The sequence below is a fragment of the Dietzia sp. HMSC21D01 genome, assembly GCF_001815995.1.
In the GTDB taxonomy this organism is placed as follows: Bacteria; Actinomycetota; Actinomycetes; order Mycobacteriales; family Mycobacteriaceae; genus Dietzia; species Dietzia cinnamea.
On record NZ_KV823853.1, the window covers coordinates 1 to 16,476 of the forward strand.

General features: G+C 71.4%; 16 protein-coding genes. 7 read left to right on the top strand and 9 right to left on the bottom strand.

Annotation, left to right across the window (positions count from 1 at the left end):
• Nucleotides 1-284, top strand: a 284-nt coding sequence (locus HMPREF3086_RS06160) for an ABC transporter C-terminal domain-containing protein (RefSeq protein ID WP_274532679.1), incomplete at its 5' end; no start/stop codon positions are given.
• Nucleotides 285-627: 343 nt separating this feature from the next.
• The gene (locus tag HMPREF3086_RS06165) at nucleotides 628-1,515 is read left to right on the top strand and encodes a DUF559 domain-containing protein (RefSeq protein ID WP_061229853.1); all 888 of its coding nucleotides are present in this window, start codon (nucleotides 628-630) and stop codon (nucleotides 1,513-1,515) included.
• A gap of 197 nt (nucleotides 1,516-1,712) precedes the next feature.
• Here the strand turns inward: HMPREF3086_RS06165 and HMPREF3086_RS06170 are convergent, their stop codons facing one another.
• Together HMPREF3086_RS06170 and HMPREF3086_RS06175 are read right to left on the bottom strand one after the other, a co-directional pair.
• Complete coding sequence (locus HMPREF3086_RS06170; RefSeq protein WP_070720761.1) at nucleotides 1,713-2,417, bottom strand: HAD family hydrolase; 705 nt, start codon at nucleotides 2,415-2,417, stop codon at nucleotides 1,713-1,715.
• Nucleotides 2,414-3,058 (bottom strand): TetR/AcrR family transcriptional regulator, encoded by a 645-nt coding sequence (locus HMPREF3086_RS06175; protein WP_061229852.1) that lies wholly within the window; start codon nucleotides 3,056-3,058, stop codon nucleotides 2,414-2,416. Before HMPREF3086_RS06175 ends, HMPREF3086_RS06170 begins: the two co-directional genes overlap by 4 nt.
• Nucleotides 3,059-3,179: 121 nt before the next feature.
• On the opposite strand from HMPREF3086_RS06175, the gene ppk2 reads away from it, so the two are divergent.
• From ppk2 to HMPREF3086_RS06190, 3 genes are all read left to right on the top strand, one after another.
• On the top strand, nucleotides 3,180-4,040 hold the full coding sequence (gene ppk2, locus HMPREF3086_RS06180) for a polyphosphate kinase 2 (protein WP_061229851.1): 861 nt from the start codon (nucleotides 3,180-3,182) through the stop codon (nucleotides 4,038-4,040).
• A gap of 83 nt (nucleotides 4,041-4,123) precedes the next feature.
• Nucleotides 4,124-5,167: an enoyl-CoA hydratase/isomerase family protein gene (locus HMPREF3086_RS06185; protein ID WP_061229850.1), complete on the top strand. Its 1,044-nt coding sequence runs from the start codon at nucleotides 4,124-4,126 to the stop codon at nucleotides 5,165-5,167.
• 54 nt (nucleotides 5,168-5,221) lie between these two features.
• A complete protein-coding gene (locus HMPREF3086_RS06190; protein ID WP_061229849.1) occupies nucleotides 5,222-6,352 on the top strand; it encodes an AI-2E family transporter in 1,131 nt (376 codons plus the stop codon).
• Between the two features lie 277 nt (nucleotides 6,353-6,629).
• Here HMPREF3086_RS06190 and HMPREF3086_RS06195 read toward each other — a convergent pair whose 3' ends face one another.
• From HMPREF3086_RS06195 to HMPREF3086_RS06210, 4 genes are all read right to left on the bottom strand, one after another.
• Nucleotides 6,630-8,369, bottom strand: a complete 1,740-nt coding sequence (locus HMPREF3086_RS06195; protein ID WP_061229848.1) for a serine hydrolase domain-containing protein — start codon at nucleotides 8,367-8,369, stop codon at nucleotides 6,630-6,632.
• Between the two features lie 67 nt (nucleotides 8,370-8,436).
• Complete coding sequence (locus tag HMPREF3086_RS06200) at nucleotides 8,437-10,158, bottom strand: amidohydrolase family protein (RefSeq protein WP_232302973.1); 1,722 nt, start codon at nucleotides 10,156-10,158, stop codon at nucleotides 8,437-8,439.
• 67 nt (nucleotides 10,159-10,225) lie between these two features.
• On the bottom strand, nucleotides 10,226-11,170 hold the full coding sequence (locus HMPREF3086_RS06205; RefSeq protein ID WP_082767842.1) for an LLM class F420-dependent oxidoreductase: 945 nt from the start codon (nucleotides 11,168-11,170) through the stop codon (nucleotides 10,226-10,228).
• A 45-nt stretch (nucleotides 11,171-11,215) separates the two neighbouring features.
• Entirely contained in the window at nucleotides 11,216-12,889 is a 1,674-nt protein-coding gene (locus HMPREF3086_RS06210; RefSeq protein ID WP_061229846.1) for a peptide chain release factor 3, read from the bottom strand.
• Between the two features lie 375 nt (nucleotides 12,890-13,264).
• On the opposite strand from HMPREF3086_RS06210, the gene HMPREF3086_RS06215 reads away from it, so the two are divergent.
• Nucleotides 13,265-13,732 (top strand): DUF6508 domain-containing protein, encoded by a 468-nt coding sequence (locus HMPREF3086_RS06215; protein ID WP_129591148.1) that lies wholly within the window; start codon nucleotides 13,265-13,267, stop codon nucleotides 13,730-13,732.
• On the opposite strand, the gene HMPREF3086_RS06220 is transcribed toward HMPREF3086_RS06215, so the two are convergent.
• From HMPREF3086_RS06220 to HMPREF3086_RS06230, 3 genes are read right to left on the bottom strand one after another with little or no spacing between them, the layout of a single operon-like run.
• The gene (locus HMPREF3086_RS06220; RefSeq protein ID WP_061229844.1) at nucleotides 13,720-14,187 is read right to left on the bottom strand and encodes a DUF1990 family protein; all 468 of its coding nucleotides are present in this window, start codon (nucleotides 14,185-14,187) and stop codon (nucleotides 13,720-13,722) included. The two genes, HMPREF3086_RS06215 and HMPREF3086_RS06220, sit on opposite strands and share 13 nt — an antisense overlap.
• Complete coding sequence (gene pth / locus HMPREF3086_RS06225; RefSeq protein WP_061229843.1) at nucleotides 14,184-14,786, bottom strand: aminoacyl-tRNA hydrolase; 603 nt, start codon at nucleotides 14,784-14,786, stop codon at nucleotides 14,184-14,186. The genes HMPREF3086_RS06220 and pth overlap by 4 nt, the downstream gene beginning before the upstream one ends.
• Before the next feature lie 31 nt (nucleotides 14,787-14,817).
• The gene (locus tag HMPREF3086_RS06230) at nucleotides 14,818-15,714 is read right to left on the bottom strand and encodes a LysR family transcriptional regulator ArgP (protein ID WP_070720765.1); all 897 of its coding nucleotides are present in this window, start codon (nucleotides 15,712-15,714) and stop codon (nucleotides 14,818-14,820) included.
• A gap of 68 nt (nucleotides 15,715-15,782) precedes the next feature.
• Here HMPREF3086_RS06230 and HMPREF3086_RS06235 point away from each other — a divergent pair, with 68 nt between their 5' ends.
• Complete coding sequence (locus HMPREF3086_RS06235) at nucleotides 15,783-16,400, top strand: LysE/ArgO family amino acid transporter (RefSeq protein WP_070720768.1); 618 nt, start codon at nucleotides 15,783-15,785, stop codon at nucleotides 16,398-16,400.
• Nucleotides 16,401-16,476: the final 76 nt, after the last annotated feature.

A 16,476-nucleotide genomic window follows, 5' to 3' on the forward strand; every position in this document is an offset into this window, starting at 1 on the left:
CGGGCCGCACTGCGGGCGGCGTGGCTGGCGCGGGCGGCGCGGGCTCCGGCCTCAGCTCCGCCGAGGAGCGCGCGCTGACCAAGGAGATGTCCAAGATCGAGCGCCAGATGGGCAAGCTCGACTCCCGCGAGGCCGAGCTCCACCGCGAGATGGCGGCGGTGTCCGAGGGCGCCATGGGCACCGAGAAGCTGGCGGCCCTCGATCGCGATCTCAAGGACGTCTCTGCCGAGAAGGACGCGCTCGAGGAGCGGTGGATGGAACTGGGCGAGCAGCTGGAGGGCTGAAGCGCGGCGGTCCAGCTCGATCCCGTCCCTGCCTCCCGCTTCGGGCCGCGATCTCTGGCTCCGCCCTCCGTCCCGGCCGGCGGTTTCCGACACGGCGCCGGCTAGCCCCGTTTTGGCAGTACCCACGCACATTGTGGCCGCACCGAAGTCGGGATTTCCGCCGCGATACCGCCCTCACTGCTGCCAAACTTATAGATCGACGCGCGGAGGGGCGCCGGGTGCCCGGGCTGTCGATACTCCGGCGGGATGTCGGGGTGCCCGGGCTGTGGATACTCGTCCACATCATCCCCAGGCGCCCTCTCTCGCGCTGTTCGCAGCAGATCCGGGACCGAAGATCGTTCTCGTGGACAACAGATTCTCAGGCGCGCCGTTCCTGGGTAGCGAGGCTCTGGCCGCGGGCCGGGTGTCGCGCCACGAACTGCGGGCCTTCCACCGACGCGTCTTCCCCGGCGTCTACGTCAGCGCGGCAGCGGCTCCCGACCCGGACACTCTCCTCGCTGCGGCGGCATTGTGGGCGCCCGCGGGAGCGGTGGCGTGCGGTATGGCCGCGGCGCGTCTTCATGGCGAGCGGTGGTTCTCGCCCCGGTCGCTGTCGCGCGAGGTGGAGCTGTACACGCGCTCGCCCACGCACGACCCGCCGGGCATTCGTAGCCGGAGACTGCGCGAGCCCCTACCGCCTGAGCAGGTGGTCGTTCGCTCGGGAATTACTGCGACCAGCGTCTTGCGTACGGCGGTCGATCTGGCGAGGTGGGAGGACGACGACGACACAGCGATCGCAAAGATCGATGCTGTCTGCAATCGATCGCGAACCGAGGTGGACGAGGTCCGTGCATTCGCGGCGGCATTGAGCGGTCTTCACGGGCTGCGGCGGGTACGTGGTCTCCTCCGCTCGTGCGACCACCTGGCCGATTCTCCGCAGGAAACCCGGCTCCGGCTGATCATCGAGAGATCGCATCTGCCCGCAGCCGTGCCGCAACTGAGAATTTATAACGAGTACGGGGCCCACGTGACGATCGCGGACTTCGCCTACCCGGAGGAGCGGGTGGCCATCTTCTATGACGGAACGCTGCACCGGCGCGGGTCTACCTGGGAGCACGACGCCCGGGTGAACGCCGAGTTGGCGGAGCTCGGATGGCAGGTCATCCGCGTGACGGCGCAGATGCTCAGGGATCCCACTACGGTGCTCCGTCAGATCGAGAGCGCTCTTGCACGGGGCCGATCAGTGCGCTGAGGTCGATGTGGTCTGCATATCCTGCCAGCCCGGAAATTGGCAGCAGTCAGGGCGGGGAACTGGCCGATTCGCCTGCGTGACTGCTGCCAGAAGTGACGTCAGTGCTGCCAGATCAGCGTCAGCGAGTGGGTGGCGCGCGGCGCGGCTGGCGCCGGGCCCGCGGCGGGTCGGTGAGCGACAGCGGGCTCGAACAGTGGTCAACCGGCGGCGGAGAGGATCGCCTCCCGGAGGTCGTCGGTGTCGGTGAGATCCGACAGGACGGTGTGGGCTCCGGCGGCGGCGAGGTCGTCAGCGGTCACCCGACCGGTCGCGACCGCCACGCAGCCGGCTCCCGCGTCTAGTGCGCCCCGGACGTCGTGGACGTGATCGCCCACGACCACCGCGCGTGCCGGCGACACGTCGAGCCCGCGATCCCCGGCCGCGGCGACCGCCTCCCTCACGAGGTGCGCGCGGTCGGCGTGGTGATCACCGAAGGCGCCCAGGTCGGGGTCGGGCAGCCCGTCGAACCCGCAGAGCCGCAGTTTGAGCAGCGCGGTCCGGCGCATGTTGCCCGTGACGATCCCCTGGTGCAGCCGCGGGTCCGCGGCCAACGCGGCGACCGCCTCGTGGGCTCCGGGCAGGGGACCGCCCCCACCGGCCAGGAGATCGCCGGAGAAGGTCTCGCACCGCCGGGCCACGGCGTCCATCAGGGAGGTGACCACCTCGTCGTCGTGCCCGCTCATCCCGTTCAACTCGAGCAGGTCGGTGAGGATCGCGCGGTCGGTCCGCCCGGCGAACGACGCGCCGAGTACGGGCTCGCGACCCAGGAAGTCGGCGAGGGTCGGTGTGATCATGCGGGTGCCGAAGCCGGCCGGGTCGAGCAGGGTGAGGTCGAGGTCCCACAGGACCAGCACGGCGGTCACGCCTCGCCCGACCCCGCTCCGCCCGACCCCGCTCCGCCCGACCCGGCGCCCCACGCCGCACCATCCCGGCCGACGCTGTCCGACCCCGCCTTCGTGAACGTCTGCATCAGCGGCGCGAGCCAGGTGTTGAGGAAGGCGCGCAGGTCGTCGTCGGAACGGGCGGCGGGCGAGTCGAGACACAGGACCGACCATCCGACGTGGATGCCGACATCGGTGACGAAACCCAGCCTCCCGGCCAGCTCCGGGAAGCGCTCGGCGGCGGGGGCGAGGAGCGCGATGCAGTACTCATGCGTGCGGGCGGCCGCGCCCGGGTCCGACACGGGGTCGGTGCCCCCGCCCACCGCGAGCACGCGCAGGAGCGGGTCACCGAGAATTCGGTTGCGGACCTCCACCGCGATCCCCACGATCAGCTCGAGCGGCGAGTCCGAGTTGTTCAACAGGTCCGCGAAGGCGCCGGTCATCATGGTGAGCCGCTCGGCGACGGCCTCGGAGACGAGTTCCTCGCGGGAGCCGAAGATGGAGTAGATGGTCTGGCGGCTGACATTCGCCTGCTTGGCGACCGCCGCGATCGTGACGCCGCCGAAGCCGGCCCGCCCGATCACTTCTCGGGCGGCCTCGAGGATCGAATCACGGGACCGCATCTTCTTACCTTAGAAGACAAAGCCGACGTCGCGTCGCACGATTCGGTCGAGGGACCTCTCGGCGTCGATCGGCTCGGTGAATCGGGTGGCCCGGTGGCCGCGGGCCCGTAGGATCGTGCCCATGAGCGACAAGAAGTCGTCGGGCAAGGGCGGCGCCAAGAAGAAGGACCGGCTGCCGAGCGGGCTGGAGAAGCTACCGAAGAAGGCCTACGAGTCCGAGCTGAAGCGGCTGCAGGCCGAGCTGGTGGAGATGCAGGCGTGGCTGCGCGAGACCGGCAACCGGCTGGTGGTCGTGTTCGAGGGTCGCGACGCCGCGGGCAAGGGCTCGGCGATCAAGCGCATCACCCAGTACCTCAACCCCCGGCACGCCCGGGTGGTGGCGCTGCCCGCACCGACGGAGGTGCAGCGGACCCAGTGGTACTTCCAGCGCTACATCGAGCACATGCCGGCGGCCGGGGAGATCGTGATCTTCGACCGGTCCTGGTACAACCGGGCCGGGGTCGAGCGGGTGATGGGCTTCTGCACGACCGACGAGTACCGCCGGTTCCTCCACCAGGCCCCGATCTTCGAGCGGCTGCTGGTCGAGGACGGGATCATGCTCCGCAAATACTGGTTCTCGGTGTCCGACGAGGAGCAGGAGCGCCGTTTACGCTCGCGGCACTCCGACCCGCTGCGCCGCTGGAAGCTCTCGCCGATGGACCTCGAGTCCATCACGCGGTGGGAGGAGTACAGCCGGGCGAAGGACGAGATGTTCATCCACACCGACATCCCCGAAGCCCCGTGGTTCACCGTCGAGTCGGAGGACAAGAAGCGGTCGCGGATCAACGTCATCTCGCACCTGCTGTCCACGGTGCCGTGGGAGCAGCTCGAGCCGCCGGAGCTGGAGATCCCCGAGAGGCCGGAGCGCAAATGTTACGAGCGCCCGCCGCGCGAGGAGTTCAAGTACGTCCCCGACGTGGCCGCGCGTCTGCTGAAGGGGTGAGGTCGCCGGGGCGTGGGGGGCATTGAGGTAGGAGTTCCTAGTATCTGCGGGTCGATCGGCGCGCGGCCTGACACACTGGGGCCATGAGTGAATACGTCATCTCCCGGCGCGAAGGCCGGATGCAGCACATCGTCCTGGACCGCCCCAAGGCCCTGAACTCGCTGGATCTGCCCATGTGTAGGGCGCTGCACACGGCACTCGACGAGGCCGCGCAGGATCCGGGTGTGGAGGCCGTGGTCACCACCAGCACGTCCGAGAAGGCGTTCTGCGCGGGCGGTGACATCCGAGCGCTGCGGGACGCGGCGGCGTCGGGGGATCACGCGGCCAACCGGGAGTTCTTCTCGGAGGAGTACGAGATGGATCTGGCGTACCACACGCACCGCGTGCCGACGGTGGCCGTCATCCACGGCGTGGCGATGGGCGGCGGCCTGGGCATCTCGATCAACGGCTCGCACCGCGTGGTCACCAAGAAGGTCATGATGGCGATGCCGGAGACCGCGATCGGCTTCATCCCCGACGTCGGCGCGAGCCACTTCCTGCCGCGCCTGTGCGGCGGCGGCGCGCGCGGCCTGGCGGTGGCGATCTACCTGGGCACGACGGGCGTGCGGATGAACTCCGCCGACGCCCTCTACACCGGTCTGGCGACGGACCTGATCGACGACGACGAGCGCAACGCCTTCGTCGACGCCATCGGTGCGCATGGTCTGCCGGAGGCGCTCCGGAGGTTCGGTCTCGAGCGCTCCGCAGCGGGGGAGTCGGCTGTCGAGGCGCGGATCGAGCGGATCGAGGACGTCTTCTCCCGCGGGACCGCGCAGGAGATGATCGCGGCCCTGGAGTCCGGCGAGCAGGACGAGTGGGCCACGGAGACGCTCGGCATGCTGCGCTCGCACTGCCCCACGTCGATCGTGGCGACCATCGAGCTGCTGCGTGCCGGCGCCGAGGCCGCGGATCTGCGGGAGTGCCTGGACAACGAGCTGGCGCTGGGCGCGTGGATCACCGCCCGCCCGGATTTCGTCGAGGGTGTACGCGCCGTGGTGATCGACAAGGACCGCAACCCCACCTGGGATCCCGCGGATCTCGACGCGGTGGACGTCGACGGGATCCGGGTGGCGCTGGCCGGGAACTGACCCGGCTACTCTGGGCGGCGTCCGGCGCGCAGGACGCCGCCCACGAGGAGGACCATGACCACGACCGGTGACGGCCCCGCGACATCAGCACCTCACGAGGAGCCCAGGGGCTGGGGCATCGCGGGCGTGACCGTCGTGTCGCTCGCCGCCGCGGTCGTGGTCATCTGGGGGATCTCGGAGCACTCGAGCATCCTCATGCCCGCGTTCCTCGCCCTGAACCTGGTGATCGCGGCGCAGCCACTGCAGCGGCTCCTCGAACGGTCCGGAGTGCCGCGCTGGGGCGGGACGATCATCGTCCTGCTCGTCCTGTACGTCGTGCTCCTCGCCCTGATCGGCTCGCTCGTGTGGGCGTTGTGGGTCGCTGCGGAGGAGATCCCGCAGTACCAGGACAAGTTCGTCGCCCTCTACGAGCAGAGCCTTGAGCTGCTCGGCGGGTTCGGCGTGAGCCAGGACCAGGTCGCGTCGAGCCTGCAGGGCGTCCTGGACCCGGGGACCATTATCGGCACGGTCCAGAACGTCGCAGGCCAACTGTCCGCAGCCGGCGGTCAGCTCACCGTCCTGATCATCGCGCTGACCTTCCTCGTGTTCGACATCCCCGGCATCTTCCGCCGCCGGGCGGCGATCGCCCGCCAGCGGCCCCGGTTGGCCGACGCCCTGGGCTCGTTCACCGACGGGGTGAAGTCGTACTGGATCGTCTCCACGGTGTTCGGGCTCATCGTCGCGGTGATGGACGCGGTCGCCCTGTGGATTCTCGGAGTGCCGCTCGCCCTGGTGTGGGGCGTGCTCGCCTTCGTCACCAACTACATCCCGAACATCGGCTTCGTGTTGGGCCTGGTGCCGCCGGCGCTGTTCGCGCTGCTCACCGGCGGGCCGGGCGATGCCATCTGGGTGGTGGTGATCTACAGCGCCATCAACCTCGTGATGCAGAGCTTCATCCAGCCCAAATTCACCGGTGACGCCGTCGGGCTCACGCCCACCGTGACGTTCCTGTCGTTGGTGTTCTGGTCGGCGGTCGCCGGCCCGCTCGGTGCGATCCTCGCGGTCCCGCTCACGCTGATGGTCAAGGCGTTCCTCGTGGACGCCGACCCGCGGACGGCGTGGTTCTCGACGTTCCTCACGGCACCGGAAGCGGACGGCCGGCGGGGAAGGCGCCGCGGGGAGAAACGGGGCGCCGCGACCCGCTGACCGGGCCTCGTCTAGCGCTGCCGGCGATCTGTCGCCCGCCTGTTTCGGCGAGTGGTCGCAAATGCTGGCCCGAGCGGCTCGCTCCCTGGGAAAACGTGGACGGGTGTGACCGCTCACCGTGGGGCTGTGCGCAGGGCGCGGGTGAGCGCTCGGGTCCCGGCCCTGGTGCGCGCGTGGGGGCAGATCAACGCGGCACGCGGGCCGGGGTCCGCGGCGGGAAGCACGCGGGCGCGGCGGAAGCCCGTGGTGCGCGTCGAGCTCGGCGGGCGTCGGCTCGCTAGTCGGCGGGTTCGTCGGCGTCGACGCGCGTGAAGGTGCCCCACCCGTTGGCGTCGAGCAGCTCCACTGTGACGGTGTCGCCCTCGAAAGTCACGCTGCCCCGGGACCCGCGCGGCCAGTTCTCGCCCACCGGGCTCACGGCGAACGTGTCCCCGTCCCAGTGCTCGAGCGGCCAGACCAGCGGCCCCGGACCCACCGCCAACGCGAGCTCGGGGCCTGAGGAGCCGGCGCCTGGAGAGCCGGCGCCTGGAGAGCCGGCGTCCGAGGACCCGGTGTCCGAGGACTCGGTGTCCGAGGACTCGTCGGCCACCGTGGGCCGGACCTCGATCTCCCCGAAGTAGTCATTGCGGTAGAAGCCGAGCAGCTCCTCGGCGGGCCGGGGCGGTGCCGGCGCGGACGGCTGGCGCGTGGAGACCAGATCTCCCACCGGGTCCAGCAGCGGGCCGAACTGCTCGGTGTACAACTCCCGCCACTCCAGTGAGGGGTCGCCGTACTGTGCGTAGTCGGAGAACCGGGCGTTGATCGTCTCCGCGATCCCCGTCGGCGCGGCGTTGGTCAGGGTGATGATGCCCAGATCGAGGGACGGCATCATGAGCATCGCCGTCCCCGCGCCGAGCGCGAACGCACCCGAATGGCTCCACTGGACGCGGCCCGAGGAACTCGTGCCGATGTTGAAGCCATAGCCATAGCTCCCGGTGCGGTCCGCCGCGTCCCGCGGGGGCGCCGACACGGACTGCGGGGTCAGGGCCTGCCGGAGTGCCTCGGAGGGGACCACCTGGGCACCACCGGGCCCCTTGCCGTCGTCAAGGACCATGGACATCCACCGCGCCATGTCGGCCACCGACGAACTCAGGCCCCCCGCCGGGGCCTGGGCGTCCGGGTCGCGCGCGGGGTCCGCGGGGATCCACTCGCCGGACGACTCACCGGACTCGGCGGCCGGTGCGCGTACATGGCCGACCGCGCGGTTGTCGCGATCGAGCAGCTCGTCGTACGAGAACGAGGAGTCCGACATGCCGAGGGGATCGAAGAGGCGCTCGCGGCCCAGCTCGGCCCACGGGGTGCGGGCCGAGGCGGCCACGGCCTCAGCCCCGGCGGTGAGCCCGAAGTTGGTGTACGCGTACGAGGTGCGGAACGGCTCGAGCGGCAGGTGGCGCAGGCCGTGCAGGATCGCGGGGCGCTCGTAGCCGAGGTCCTCGAGGTCGTCGCCGGCGTGCTCGGGCAGCCCCGAGCGGTGGGCGAACATGTCGCCCACCGTCACGACGTCCGAGATGCGGGGGTCGGAGAGTGCGAACCACGGCAGGAACTCGCGGACCGGGGTGTCCCAGCCGACCCGGCCGCCGGCGCTCTCGGCGGCCACGACAGTCGCGCTGACCGGCTTGGAGATCGAGGCCAGGGGGAAGACCGTCCGTGCGTCGACCGATTCGCCGGTCTCGGTGCTGCGGACCCCGAAGCCCTCGGCCAGCGCGACCTCGCCGCTGTGCACCACGGCCACCGCGGCGCCCGGCACGCCGGAGGCCTCGAGCTCCTCCTCGACGATGTCGGTGACCTTCCCGATCGCGTACTCGATGCGGTCCTCCGAGACCTCGAGCCCGGAGTACGCGGCGGGGCTCTGCCCGGGCACCGGATCCGGCAGCGGGAGGCCGCACGCGGCGAGGACCACGGCCACCGCCGCTCCGATCGCCGCTGCGGCAGCGAGGCGCGGTCGGGTCTGGCGTCGCGGGGCCGGGTTCGGGGTCATTGCCCCAGGTTAGTCGTCCGGAGGGCGGGACCGCGGGAGCAACGCAGCGGGGGTCGCCTGCCCGGTCTCAGGCGCCGCCGCGAGCCCGTTCCCAGTTGGCCGTCCACGCCTCTGCGCCGCCCATGAGCTGGCGCTCCAGCTCGGCGCGGTCGGGCCCGGCGCGGTGGAGCACGTCGGCGGCCCAGTCGGCGTACAGGCCGTACTGGGCCACGCCGTCGAGGTTGAGGTCGTAGACGCGGTCGCCGAACCGCCAGCGGTCCATCACCTCGCCGCTGGGCGCGGTGAACGGGTAGACGAGCGGGTCGGACGCGGCGCTCGGGCGGGGTTCGGCCAGCGGTGCGAGGCCGTTGACGTCCGAGCCCCAGCCGTACCCGTCGACGGGCCGGATCGTGCCGGCCGTGTTGGTGCGCCACTGCTCGAGGAAGCCCACCTCGAAGTTGTCGGTTTCGTCGGCGGGCCAGGCGAACGCGGCGACGAATCCGCCCTGCTCGTGCACGCGCCGAGTGTTGCCCTGCGTCGCCCAGGCGTGGTCCACGACGAGGCCGGTGTATCCCGCCTCGGCGGCCATGTCGAGCGCGCGGTGGGCGGTCTTGACGCCCATGTGGTCGATGTTGATGACCATGCCGCGCGCCATCATCCCACGGATCGCGTGCCCGCCCAGCGCCGTCAACCCGCGCACGTTGCACAGCGGCTGTTCGGGGTAGACGGGCAGGGCCGCGCCGGCGGGGGCGCCGGAGGACGCGGCGGCGAGCCCGTCGGCGACCGGCGTGCTGGCGAGCGGCTGGGCGTGGTCGGCGTCGGGGCCGGCGCACGGCTCGGTTTCCCAGAACCGTTGGGTGCCGAGCTTGTTGCCGATGTTCACCGCGAGCCCGGCGAGCTCTTCGTCCATGCGGGCCCCGCCGAGGGCGTTGTCGAACTTGTGCACGGGGAAGACCGTGGACACGCCCCAGGAGGCGAACTCGTCGAGGCCGCGGTCGATGTCCTCGGGAGTGCACCTCGGCGCGTCGTCCACGACCCGGCACCCGAACGGTTCGGAGGCCTCCACGCCGAGCGTCACGGCGAGCTTGCCCTCGGCGGCGATCGCGCGGACGTCCTCGGGCGACCGCGCGATCCGGAACCAGCCCCGTCCTGGTCCGCCGTGCTCGGCGTCGATGTGCGCCTCCATGCGGTCGAGGTAGTCGACCTGGTGGCGCAGTTGTGCCATCTCGTCGCACGAGGTGCGGGCGGGGACGCCGAGCGCGACGAGCGCCTCGCACAGCACCCGGTTGGCGACGAGGTGGTTGTTGAGCACACGGAGACCGCCGCGCCACGCACGTTCTATACCGCTGTAGTGGGCCTGTTCGTGGAGTTGGGAGTCGTGGGACGGCCACTGCGCGAACGTCGGGGGCCCTTGGTTGCCGCCGGGCAGGTCGGTTCCGCCGAGCACGGATTCGAGCAGGGCGAAGTGACCGGTGCCGGAGTGCGTCGGGCAGTCGGCCAGGGCCTCGGCGATGCCGCCGGGCGCGAACGGCTCGCCGCATCGCAGGCCGCCGCCGAAGGCCTGGGAGGCGGCGATGTGCGCGTGGGCGTCGACCATGCCGCGGATGGGCGGTGCGCCGTCCGGCGTGGCGGCGTGGGCGCTCGGCTCAGCGGCGTGGGCCTGTCCGCCGCCGACGGTCCCCGCGCCGAGGGAGGTGGTGAGGGTGGTGACGAGGGCGACGACGAGGACGACGACGAGGACCGGCGGCGCCCCCGTCGTTCGCCGGCCGGGATGGGCGGGTCGTGCAGAGGGGCCTGGGTGCGCCGTCATGGCCCGACACTAGCCCCGCCGCCCGGCCTGACGAGGGCTTTTCGCCTGCCGGGCGGCTGCCGCCCGATCAGAGCTGGCGGGCGACCTCCGAGGCGACGAGGTCGAGGTGGTCGAGATCGGACATGTCGAGCAGCTGCAGGTAGATGCGGCGGGCGCCGATCTCCGCGTAGCGGCCGATCTTCTCGACGACTTCCGCCGGGGTGCCGGCGGCCCCGTTGGTGCGCAGTTCGTCGGCCTCTCGGCCGATGGCGTCGGCGCGGCGGGCGATCTCGGCCTCGTCGCGTCCGCAGCACAGGACGAGTGCCGCCGAGCGGATGATCTCCTCGGGGGCCCGGCCGCGTTCGGCGCAGGCCTCGTCGACGCGTCGGTACTGGGTGGCGACGGTGTCGACGTCGGCGAACGGGACGTTGAACTCGTCGGCGAACCGGGCGGCCAGCGCGGGGGTGCGCTTCTTGCCGTGGCCGCCGACGATCACGGGCGGCGGCGACTGCACGGGCTTGGGCAGGCCGGGGGAGTCGACGAGATCGATGCGCTTGCCGCGGACCGTCAGCGTCTCACCCGCGGGCGCCGACCACAGCTGCTCGAGCGCACCGAGGGTGTCCTCGAGCAGGTCGAACCGCTCGCCGAGCGGCGGGAACGGGATGCCGTACGCGGTGTGTTCGTCCTCGTACCACCCGGCGCCGAGGCCCACGTCCAGGCGGCCGCCGGACATCTCGTCGACCTGGGCCAGGGAGATCGCCAGGGGGCCGAGGTGCCGGAACGTCACCGAGGTCAGCAGCGTGCCCAGGCGGATGGAGGAGGTCTCCCGGGCCAGGCCGGCGAGCGTGAGCCAGGCGTCGGTGGGGCCGGGCAGGCCGCTGACGTCGCCCATCTTGAGGTAGTGGTCGGAGCGGAAGAACGCCTCGTAGCCGAGGTCCTCGGCGGCGCGGGCGACGGCGAGCTGGTCGGCGTACGTCGCGCCCTGCTGCGGTTCGACGAAGACGCGGAGGGACACGCGGGAATCACTGGGCATGGGTCCAGCTTGCCCGCGGCCCGCGGCTGCGCGCCAGCCCCGGGGCTAGTTGGTGTCCGCGACGAGCGGCTCGATGGTGAGGTGGTCCATCTCCTTGGAGATGTACTGCAGGCGCCACTTGTCGCCGAACAGGGCCAGGAGCTCGCCGTCGGTGCGTTGGAACACCTCGACCCCGCGTTGGCGGCCCAGCTCGTCGGCGGACTCGGCGTCGGTCCGCCGGGCGATGGAGTACGGCAGGTTGTCGACGATCACCTCGACGTTGAACTCGGCCTTCATGCGGGCCGTGACGACCTCGAACTGCATGGGGCCGACCGCGGCCATGACCGGGTTCGCGTCGCCACGCGTGTCGTTGCGCAGGATCTGCACCACGCCCTCGGCGGCCAGCTGATCGATCGCCTTGCGGAACTGCTTGTACTTACCCAGCGACTGCGCGCGCACCACGGCGAAGAACTCGGGCGCGAACTGCGGGATCGGCGGGAACTGCACCTTCTTGCCGGTGTAGAGGGTGTCGCCGGGCGCGAGCCCGGTGGCGTTGACCAGGCCCACCACGTCGCCGGGGTAGGCGGTCTCGACGGTGTTGCGGTCGCGGCCGAACACGGTCAGCGCGTACTTGGTGGTGAACGGCTTGCCGGTCTGCGCGTGCTGCGCCACCATGCCGCGTTCGAACTCGCCCGAGACCACGCGCATGAACGCCAGCCGGTCGCGGTGGGCCGCGTCCATGCCTGCCTGCACCTTGAACACCACGGCGGAGAACGGGTCGGTGGTCCGGCGCGGCTCACCGGAGACGGTGGGCCACTCCCGCGGCGGCGGCGCCAGTTCGACGAGCGCGTCGAGGATCTGGTGCACGCCGAAGTTGAGCATCGCGGAGGCGAAGATGACCGGGCTCGTCTCCCCGGCGAGGTACAGCTCCTGATCGTGGTCCTGGCCCATCGCGGACAGCAACTCGGACTCCTCGACCGCGGTCTCCCACACGTCGCCCTCTCTCGCGGCGGCGGCGTCCGGGTCGTAGTGCTCCTCGGGCGCGATGGTCGAACCGCCGGCGGTGCGGGTGAAGTGGACGTACTCCTCGGGTGTGCCGTCCTCACCGCGCCGCAGGAGACCGCGGTAGTCGCCCGCGATGCCGACCGGCATGTACAGGGGAGTGGGCACGAGGCCGATCTGCTCGGTGATCTCGTCGAGCAGCTCGAGCGGCGCGCGGCCGGGGCGGTCCCACTTGTTGATCACGGTGATGATCGGCAGGCCGTGGTGCTTACACACCTGGAACAGCTTGAGCGTCTGCGGTTCGAGGCCCTTGGCCGCGTCGATGAGCATGACCGCCGCGTCGACGGCCGTGAGGACGCGGTAGGTGTCCTCGGAGAAGTCGGCGTGGCCGGGGGTGTCGACGAGGTTGATGACGTACGGCTCGTCCGCGGGGTCGGCGCCCTCGGGGGCGTACGTGAACTGCAGTGCGGTGGAGCTGACGGAGATGCCGCGGGCCTTCTCCATCTCCATCCAGTCCGACACGGTCGAGCGGCGGCCCGATTTGCCGTGGACGGCCCCGGCCTCGGTGATCACGCGGGCGTGCAGCGCGAGCGCCTCGGTCAGCGTCGACTTACCGGCGTCCGGGTGTGCGATGACGGCGAACGTCCTGCGGCGAGCGACCTCGGACGCGACGTCCTCGGCGGTGTCCGTACCCGAGGCGTGTCCGCCCGTTCCGGTGTCCTCGGCGGTCTCGGTCACGCGCACTCCTCACAGCAGTCGACGGCCCTCGTCGTCGTCACCCAGGGTACGTCCGCCCTCGTCCGCGCACCGAATCCGCCCACGTCACCCCCCGAGCCCGGCCGGGCTCGCGAAAAGCGAGGTCAGACGTGGCGCGCGGCGCGCCGGCGGCGCGGCTCGTCCGACACGGGCGGCCGACCCGGTCGCGCCCTCGGGGACGCGGGTCGAATGAGTACTGTTGTCGCCGTTCACATCTCGGGGTGCGGCGGTGGATCGGTAACGGCGAGCGGCTAAAAGTCCGATTATTTAGGCAGGTGTCGTAGTTCGCGGGTGTCGGACCCGGCCGCTACGGTGCGCGGGACAGGGATCAGGGACGAACCGAAGGGGGAGGGCGAAATGGGGGAGGGCGAGATGGGGGAGGGCGACAGTCGCTATCCGGTGGGCGAGGAGGGCCGGGGGCAGCGGGAGGAGCGAAGGGAGGCGCTCCGCCGGCTGCGTCCGGCGGTCGAGCGACTGCGCGGGCTTTCCGAGGCCGGGCGGCCCGGTGGCGCGTGGGCGGCGCACCGGTCACTTCTGCGCTATCCGGGTGTCGAGGACGACGCCCGGGCGGTGATGGCGGCGTTCGACGGAGGCGTTCTCACCCGGCACGGGCACCTCGAGCAGCTCGCGCGGCGGGGCCTGTCTCACGGCGGGTTGACCGACCTCGCCGGGCTGGCGGAGGCGGCGGACGAGGAGCTGACACGGGCGCTCATCACGTGGGTGGCCCGTTCCGAGCGCTTTGAGGGTGGTGGGATGGCCGAAGCGCTGAGGGAGGGCACGCTCGTGGTGCTGCTCGACCGGCTGTTCGAGCTCTACGATCTGTGACCGTCGGGCCGCAGCGCCGCCAGGTAGCGGCGCGTGAGCCGGTTCTGCTCTGCGCGTGCCACGGGTGCGCCGAGCCTGGCGAACAGGGTGGCGTGGGCGGACTCGGCGGTGATGGTCAGGGACACGGCGTCCGTGGCGGGGTCGCGCCGCACGAGGAAGCGCTCCCATCCGCGTTCAGGGTGGCCGGGCAGGGCGCGGTAGGTGAAGCCGTGCGCGTCGGGCCGGTCGGTGACTTCGGTGACCTCGCACGGTGCGGCGAGTCGGAGCCACGCCGCGGGTCCGGTGCGGGGCCGGAGTGTCACCGTCCGGCCGGGGGTGGCGGGTCCGTCGGCGACGACGACGAGGCCGGCGCGGCGATGCATCTGCCAGTTGATGAGTTGGTCGCCGGCGCGATCGAAGAGAGCGGCCCCGGAGCCCAGGTGGGCGTCGCGCTCGAACCGCCGGACCCGGCTCACGCCGAGTGGACCTGGTTCTGGGCGGTGTCGAGCCCGTGCTTGAGGAGCAGTTCGACGGCGTCGGCGGCGTCCTGGATGAGGAACGGCACGTCGGGCTCCTCGAGCTTGGAGAAGCGCTTGAGGACGAAGTCGGCCACCGCCATCCGGCCCGGTGGGCGGCCCACCCCGGCGCGGACCCGGATGTAGTCGCGGGTGCCGAGCGAGCTGGACACCGAGCGCAGACCGTTGTGGCCGCCCTCGCCGCCGCCCCGCTTGAGCCGGACCTGGCCGAAGTCGATGTCGATCTCGTCGTGGATGACGATCACGTCGGTGGGCGCCACGGAGAAGTACTTGGCCACCGCCGCGACCGGGCCGCCGGAGAGGTTCATGTAGCTGCGGGGACGCGCCAGCACGACGGGGGTGTCGGCGAGTCGCGTCTGGGCGATCTCGCAGTTGGTCTTCTTGTGGGTGGAGAAGCTCGCCGGCATGGGCAGCGCCCGCGAGGCGAGCTCCTGCAGGACGTCCCAGCCGATGTTGTGGCGGGTGCCCTCGTAGTCGGGTCCGGGGTTGGCCAGGCCCACCACGAGAGTGGGGCCGGACGGCTGGTCGGCGGTAGTCACGCGCCCATGATCCCAGACGCCGGGCGAGGGCTCATATCCGCAGCTCGGTGCGCGCGGTGTCGAGCACGGCGGCGGTGAGGGCGTCCAGATCGGGGGACTGGAGTTTCCAGTGCTGCCAGAACAGGGGCACGTCGAGTGGGCGATCCGGGGAGACCTCGACGATCTCCCCGGAGACCAGCCACGGCGTGGCCAGTTGCTCGGGGATGAGGCCCCAGCCCAGCCCGGCGACGATCGCGCGGACGTGGTCGTGCGAGCTGGGGATGAAGTGCCGGGGCCCGGTCGGCTCGCGTCTGGCCAGCCGGCGGTAGTGGTGGTTCTGGTGGCCGTCGCTGCGGTCGAAGTCCACTATGGGGGCCCGCCCGAGCGCGGCGGTCGTCGTACCCTTCCGCAGGTGCCGGGCAACGAACCCCGGGCTGGCGCAGGCGAGGTACCGCATCGACCCCAGTGGGAGTGCGCGGCAGCCCTGGACCGGGCGCGACTGGCTGGTCACCGCGGCCATCACCTCGCCGCGGCGCAGGAGCTCACTGGACAGGGACTCGTCCTCGCGGCGGATGTCAAAGACGACCCGGCCGCCGTCGTGGACCCCGGTCATGGCGTCGAGGAACCAGGTGGACAAGGAGTCGGAGTTGCACGCCACGGCCAGGACGACCGGGCCCTGCCCGGAGCCGAGATCGTCGAGTTCACCGGCCAGCGACTCCTCGAGGTGCAGCATCTGCCGGGCCGTGCGCAGGACGGTCTCGCCGGATTCGGTGGCGGTGACGGGTCGGTCGCGGCGCACGAGGATGCGGCCGGCGGACTCCTCGAGAGCGCGGATCCGCTGGGACACCGCGGACTGGGTGATGTGCAGGTGCGCGGCGGCGGCCTCGAAGGAGCCGAGGTCGACGACGGCGACGAGCGTACGGAGCTGGTCGAGCTGGAGGGCGTTCATAAGTACGTCTAATGCTAGAGCAGAAAGCGCAGTCGCACTACTGATGGACGGTTGCCTAGATTGAAGGCGTGACCACCACTTCCACTCTCTTCGTGGGCGCGGGCATCGGCCTCGGACTCATCGCCGCCGTCGGCGCGCAGAACGCGTACGTACTGCAGCGCTCGATCCGCGGCGACGTGTCGATGGTGCCGATCGTCGTGTTCTGTGTGCTCTCCGAGGCGGCGCTCATCCTGCTCGGGGTGGCCGGGGTGGGTGCGCTCGTCGAGACCGCGCCGGGTGCGCTGACCGTGATGACGTGGATCGGGGTGGCGTTCCTCGTGGCCTACGGATCGTTCGCGGCGTTCCGCGCGATCCGCCCGGGCGAGGGGCTGCAGGCTGACGGTGCCGGCCGGGTCCCGTCGACGATGGGGGCGGTGGCGGCCTGTGCGGCGTTCACGTGGCTCAACCCGCACGCCTATCTGGATTGCGTGGTCTTCCTCGGCACGCTCGCCAATCAGCAGGGCGGGGACCTGCGGTGGGTCTTCGCCGCCGGGGCGTTCCTCGCCGGCACCGTGTGGTTCTCGCTCATCGGCTTCGGTGGGAAGGCGCTGCGCGGGCTGTTTGCCAAGCCGGGTGCGTGGCGTGTGCTCGACGGGGCGATCGCCGTGATGATGTTCGTGCTCGCGGTGGGCCTCATCCGCGGCTGACCCGCCGCCCGACCCGCCGGCCCTGCGTTAATCCGCAGGGCCCGCTCACAGCCGCGCGAATCCACCGGGCCCGCCA

What these genes read in the sequence shown, in the direction of transcription:
- HMPREF3086_RS06175 (WP_061229852.1), bottom strand. Translation starts at nt 3,058, where the DNA reads ATGCGGTCCCGTGATTCGATCCTCGAGGCCGCCCGAGAAGTGATCGGG.
- ppk2 (WP_061229851.1), top strand. Translation starts at nt 3,180, where the DNA reads ATGAGCGACAAGAAGTCGTCGGGCAAGGGCGGCGCCAAGAAGAAGGAC.
- HMPREF3086_RS06185 (WP_061229850.1), top strand. Translation starts at nt 4,124, where the DNA reads ATGAGTGAATACGTCATCTCCCGGCGCGAAGGCCGGATGCAGCACATC.
- HMPREF3086_RS06190 (WP_061229849.1), top strand. Translation starts at nt 5,222, where the DNA reads ATGACCACGACCGGTGACGGCCCCGCGACATCAGCACCTCACGAGGAG.
- HMPREF3086_RS06195 (WP_061229848.1), bottom strand. Translation starts at nt 8,369, where the DNA reads ATGACCCCGAACCCGGCCCCGCGACGCCAGACCCGACCGCGCCTCGCT.
- HMPREF3086_RS06200 (WP_232302973.1), bottom strand. Translation starts at nt 10,158, where the DNA reads ATGACGGCGCACCCAGGCCCCTCTGCACGACCCGCCCATCCCGGCCGG.
- HMPREF3086_RS06205 (WP_082767842.1), bottom strand. Translation starts at nt 11,170, where the DNA reads ATGCCCAGTGATTCCCGCGTGTCCCTCCGCGTCTTCGTCGAACCGCAG.
- HMPREF3086_RS06215 (WP_129591148.1), top strand. Translation starts at nt 13,265, where the DNA reads ATGGGGGAGGGCGAGATGGGGGAGGGCGACAGTCGCTATCCGGTGGGC.
- HMPREF3086_RS06230 (WP_070720765.1), bottom strand. Translation starts at nt 15,714, where the DNA reads ATGAACGCCCTCCAGCTCGACCAGCTCCGTACGCTCGTCGCCGTCGTC.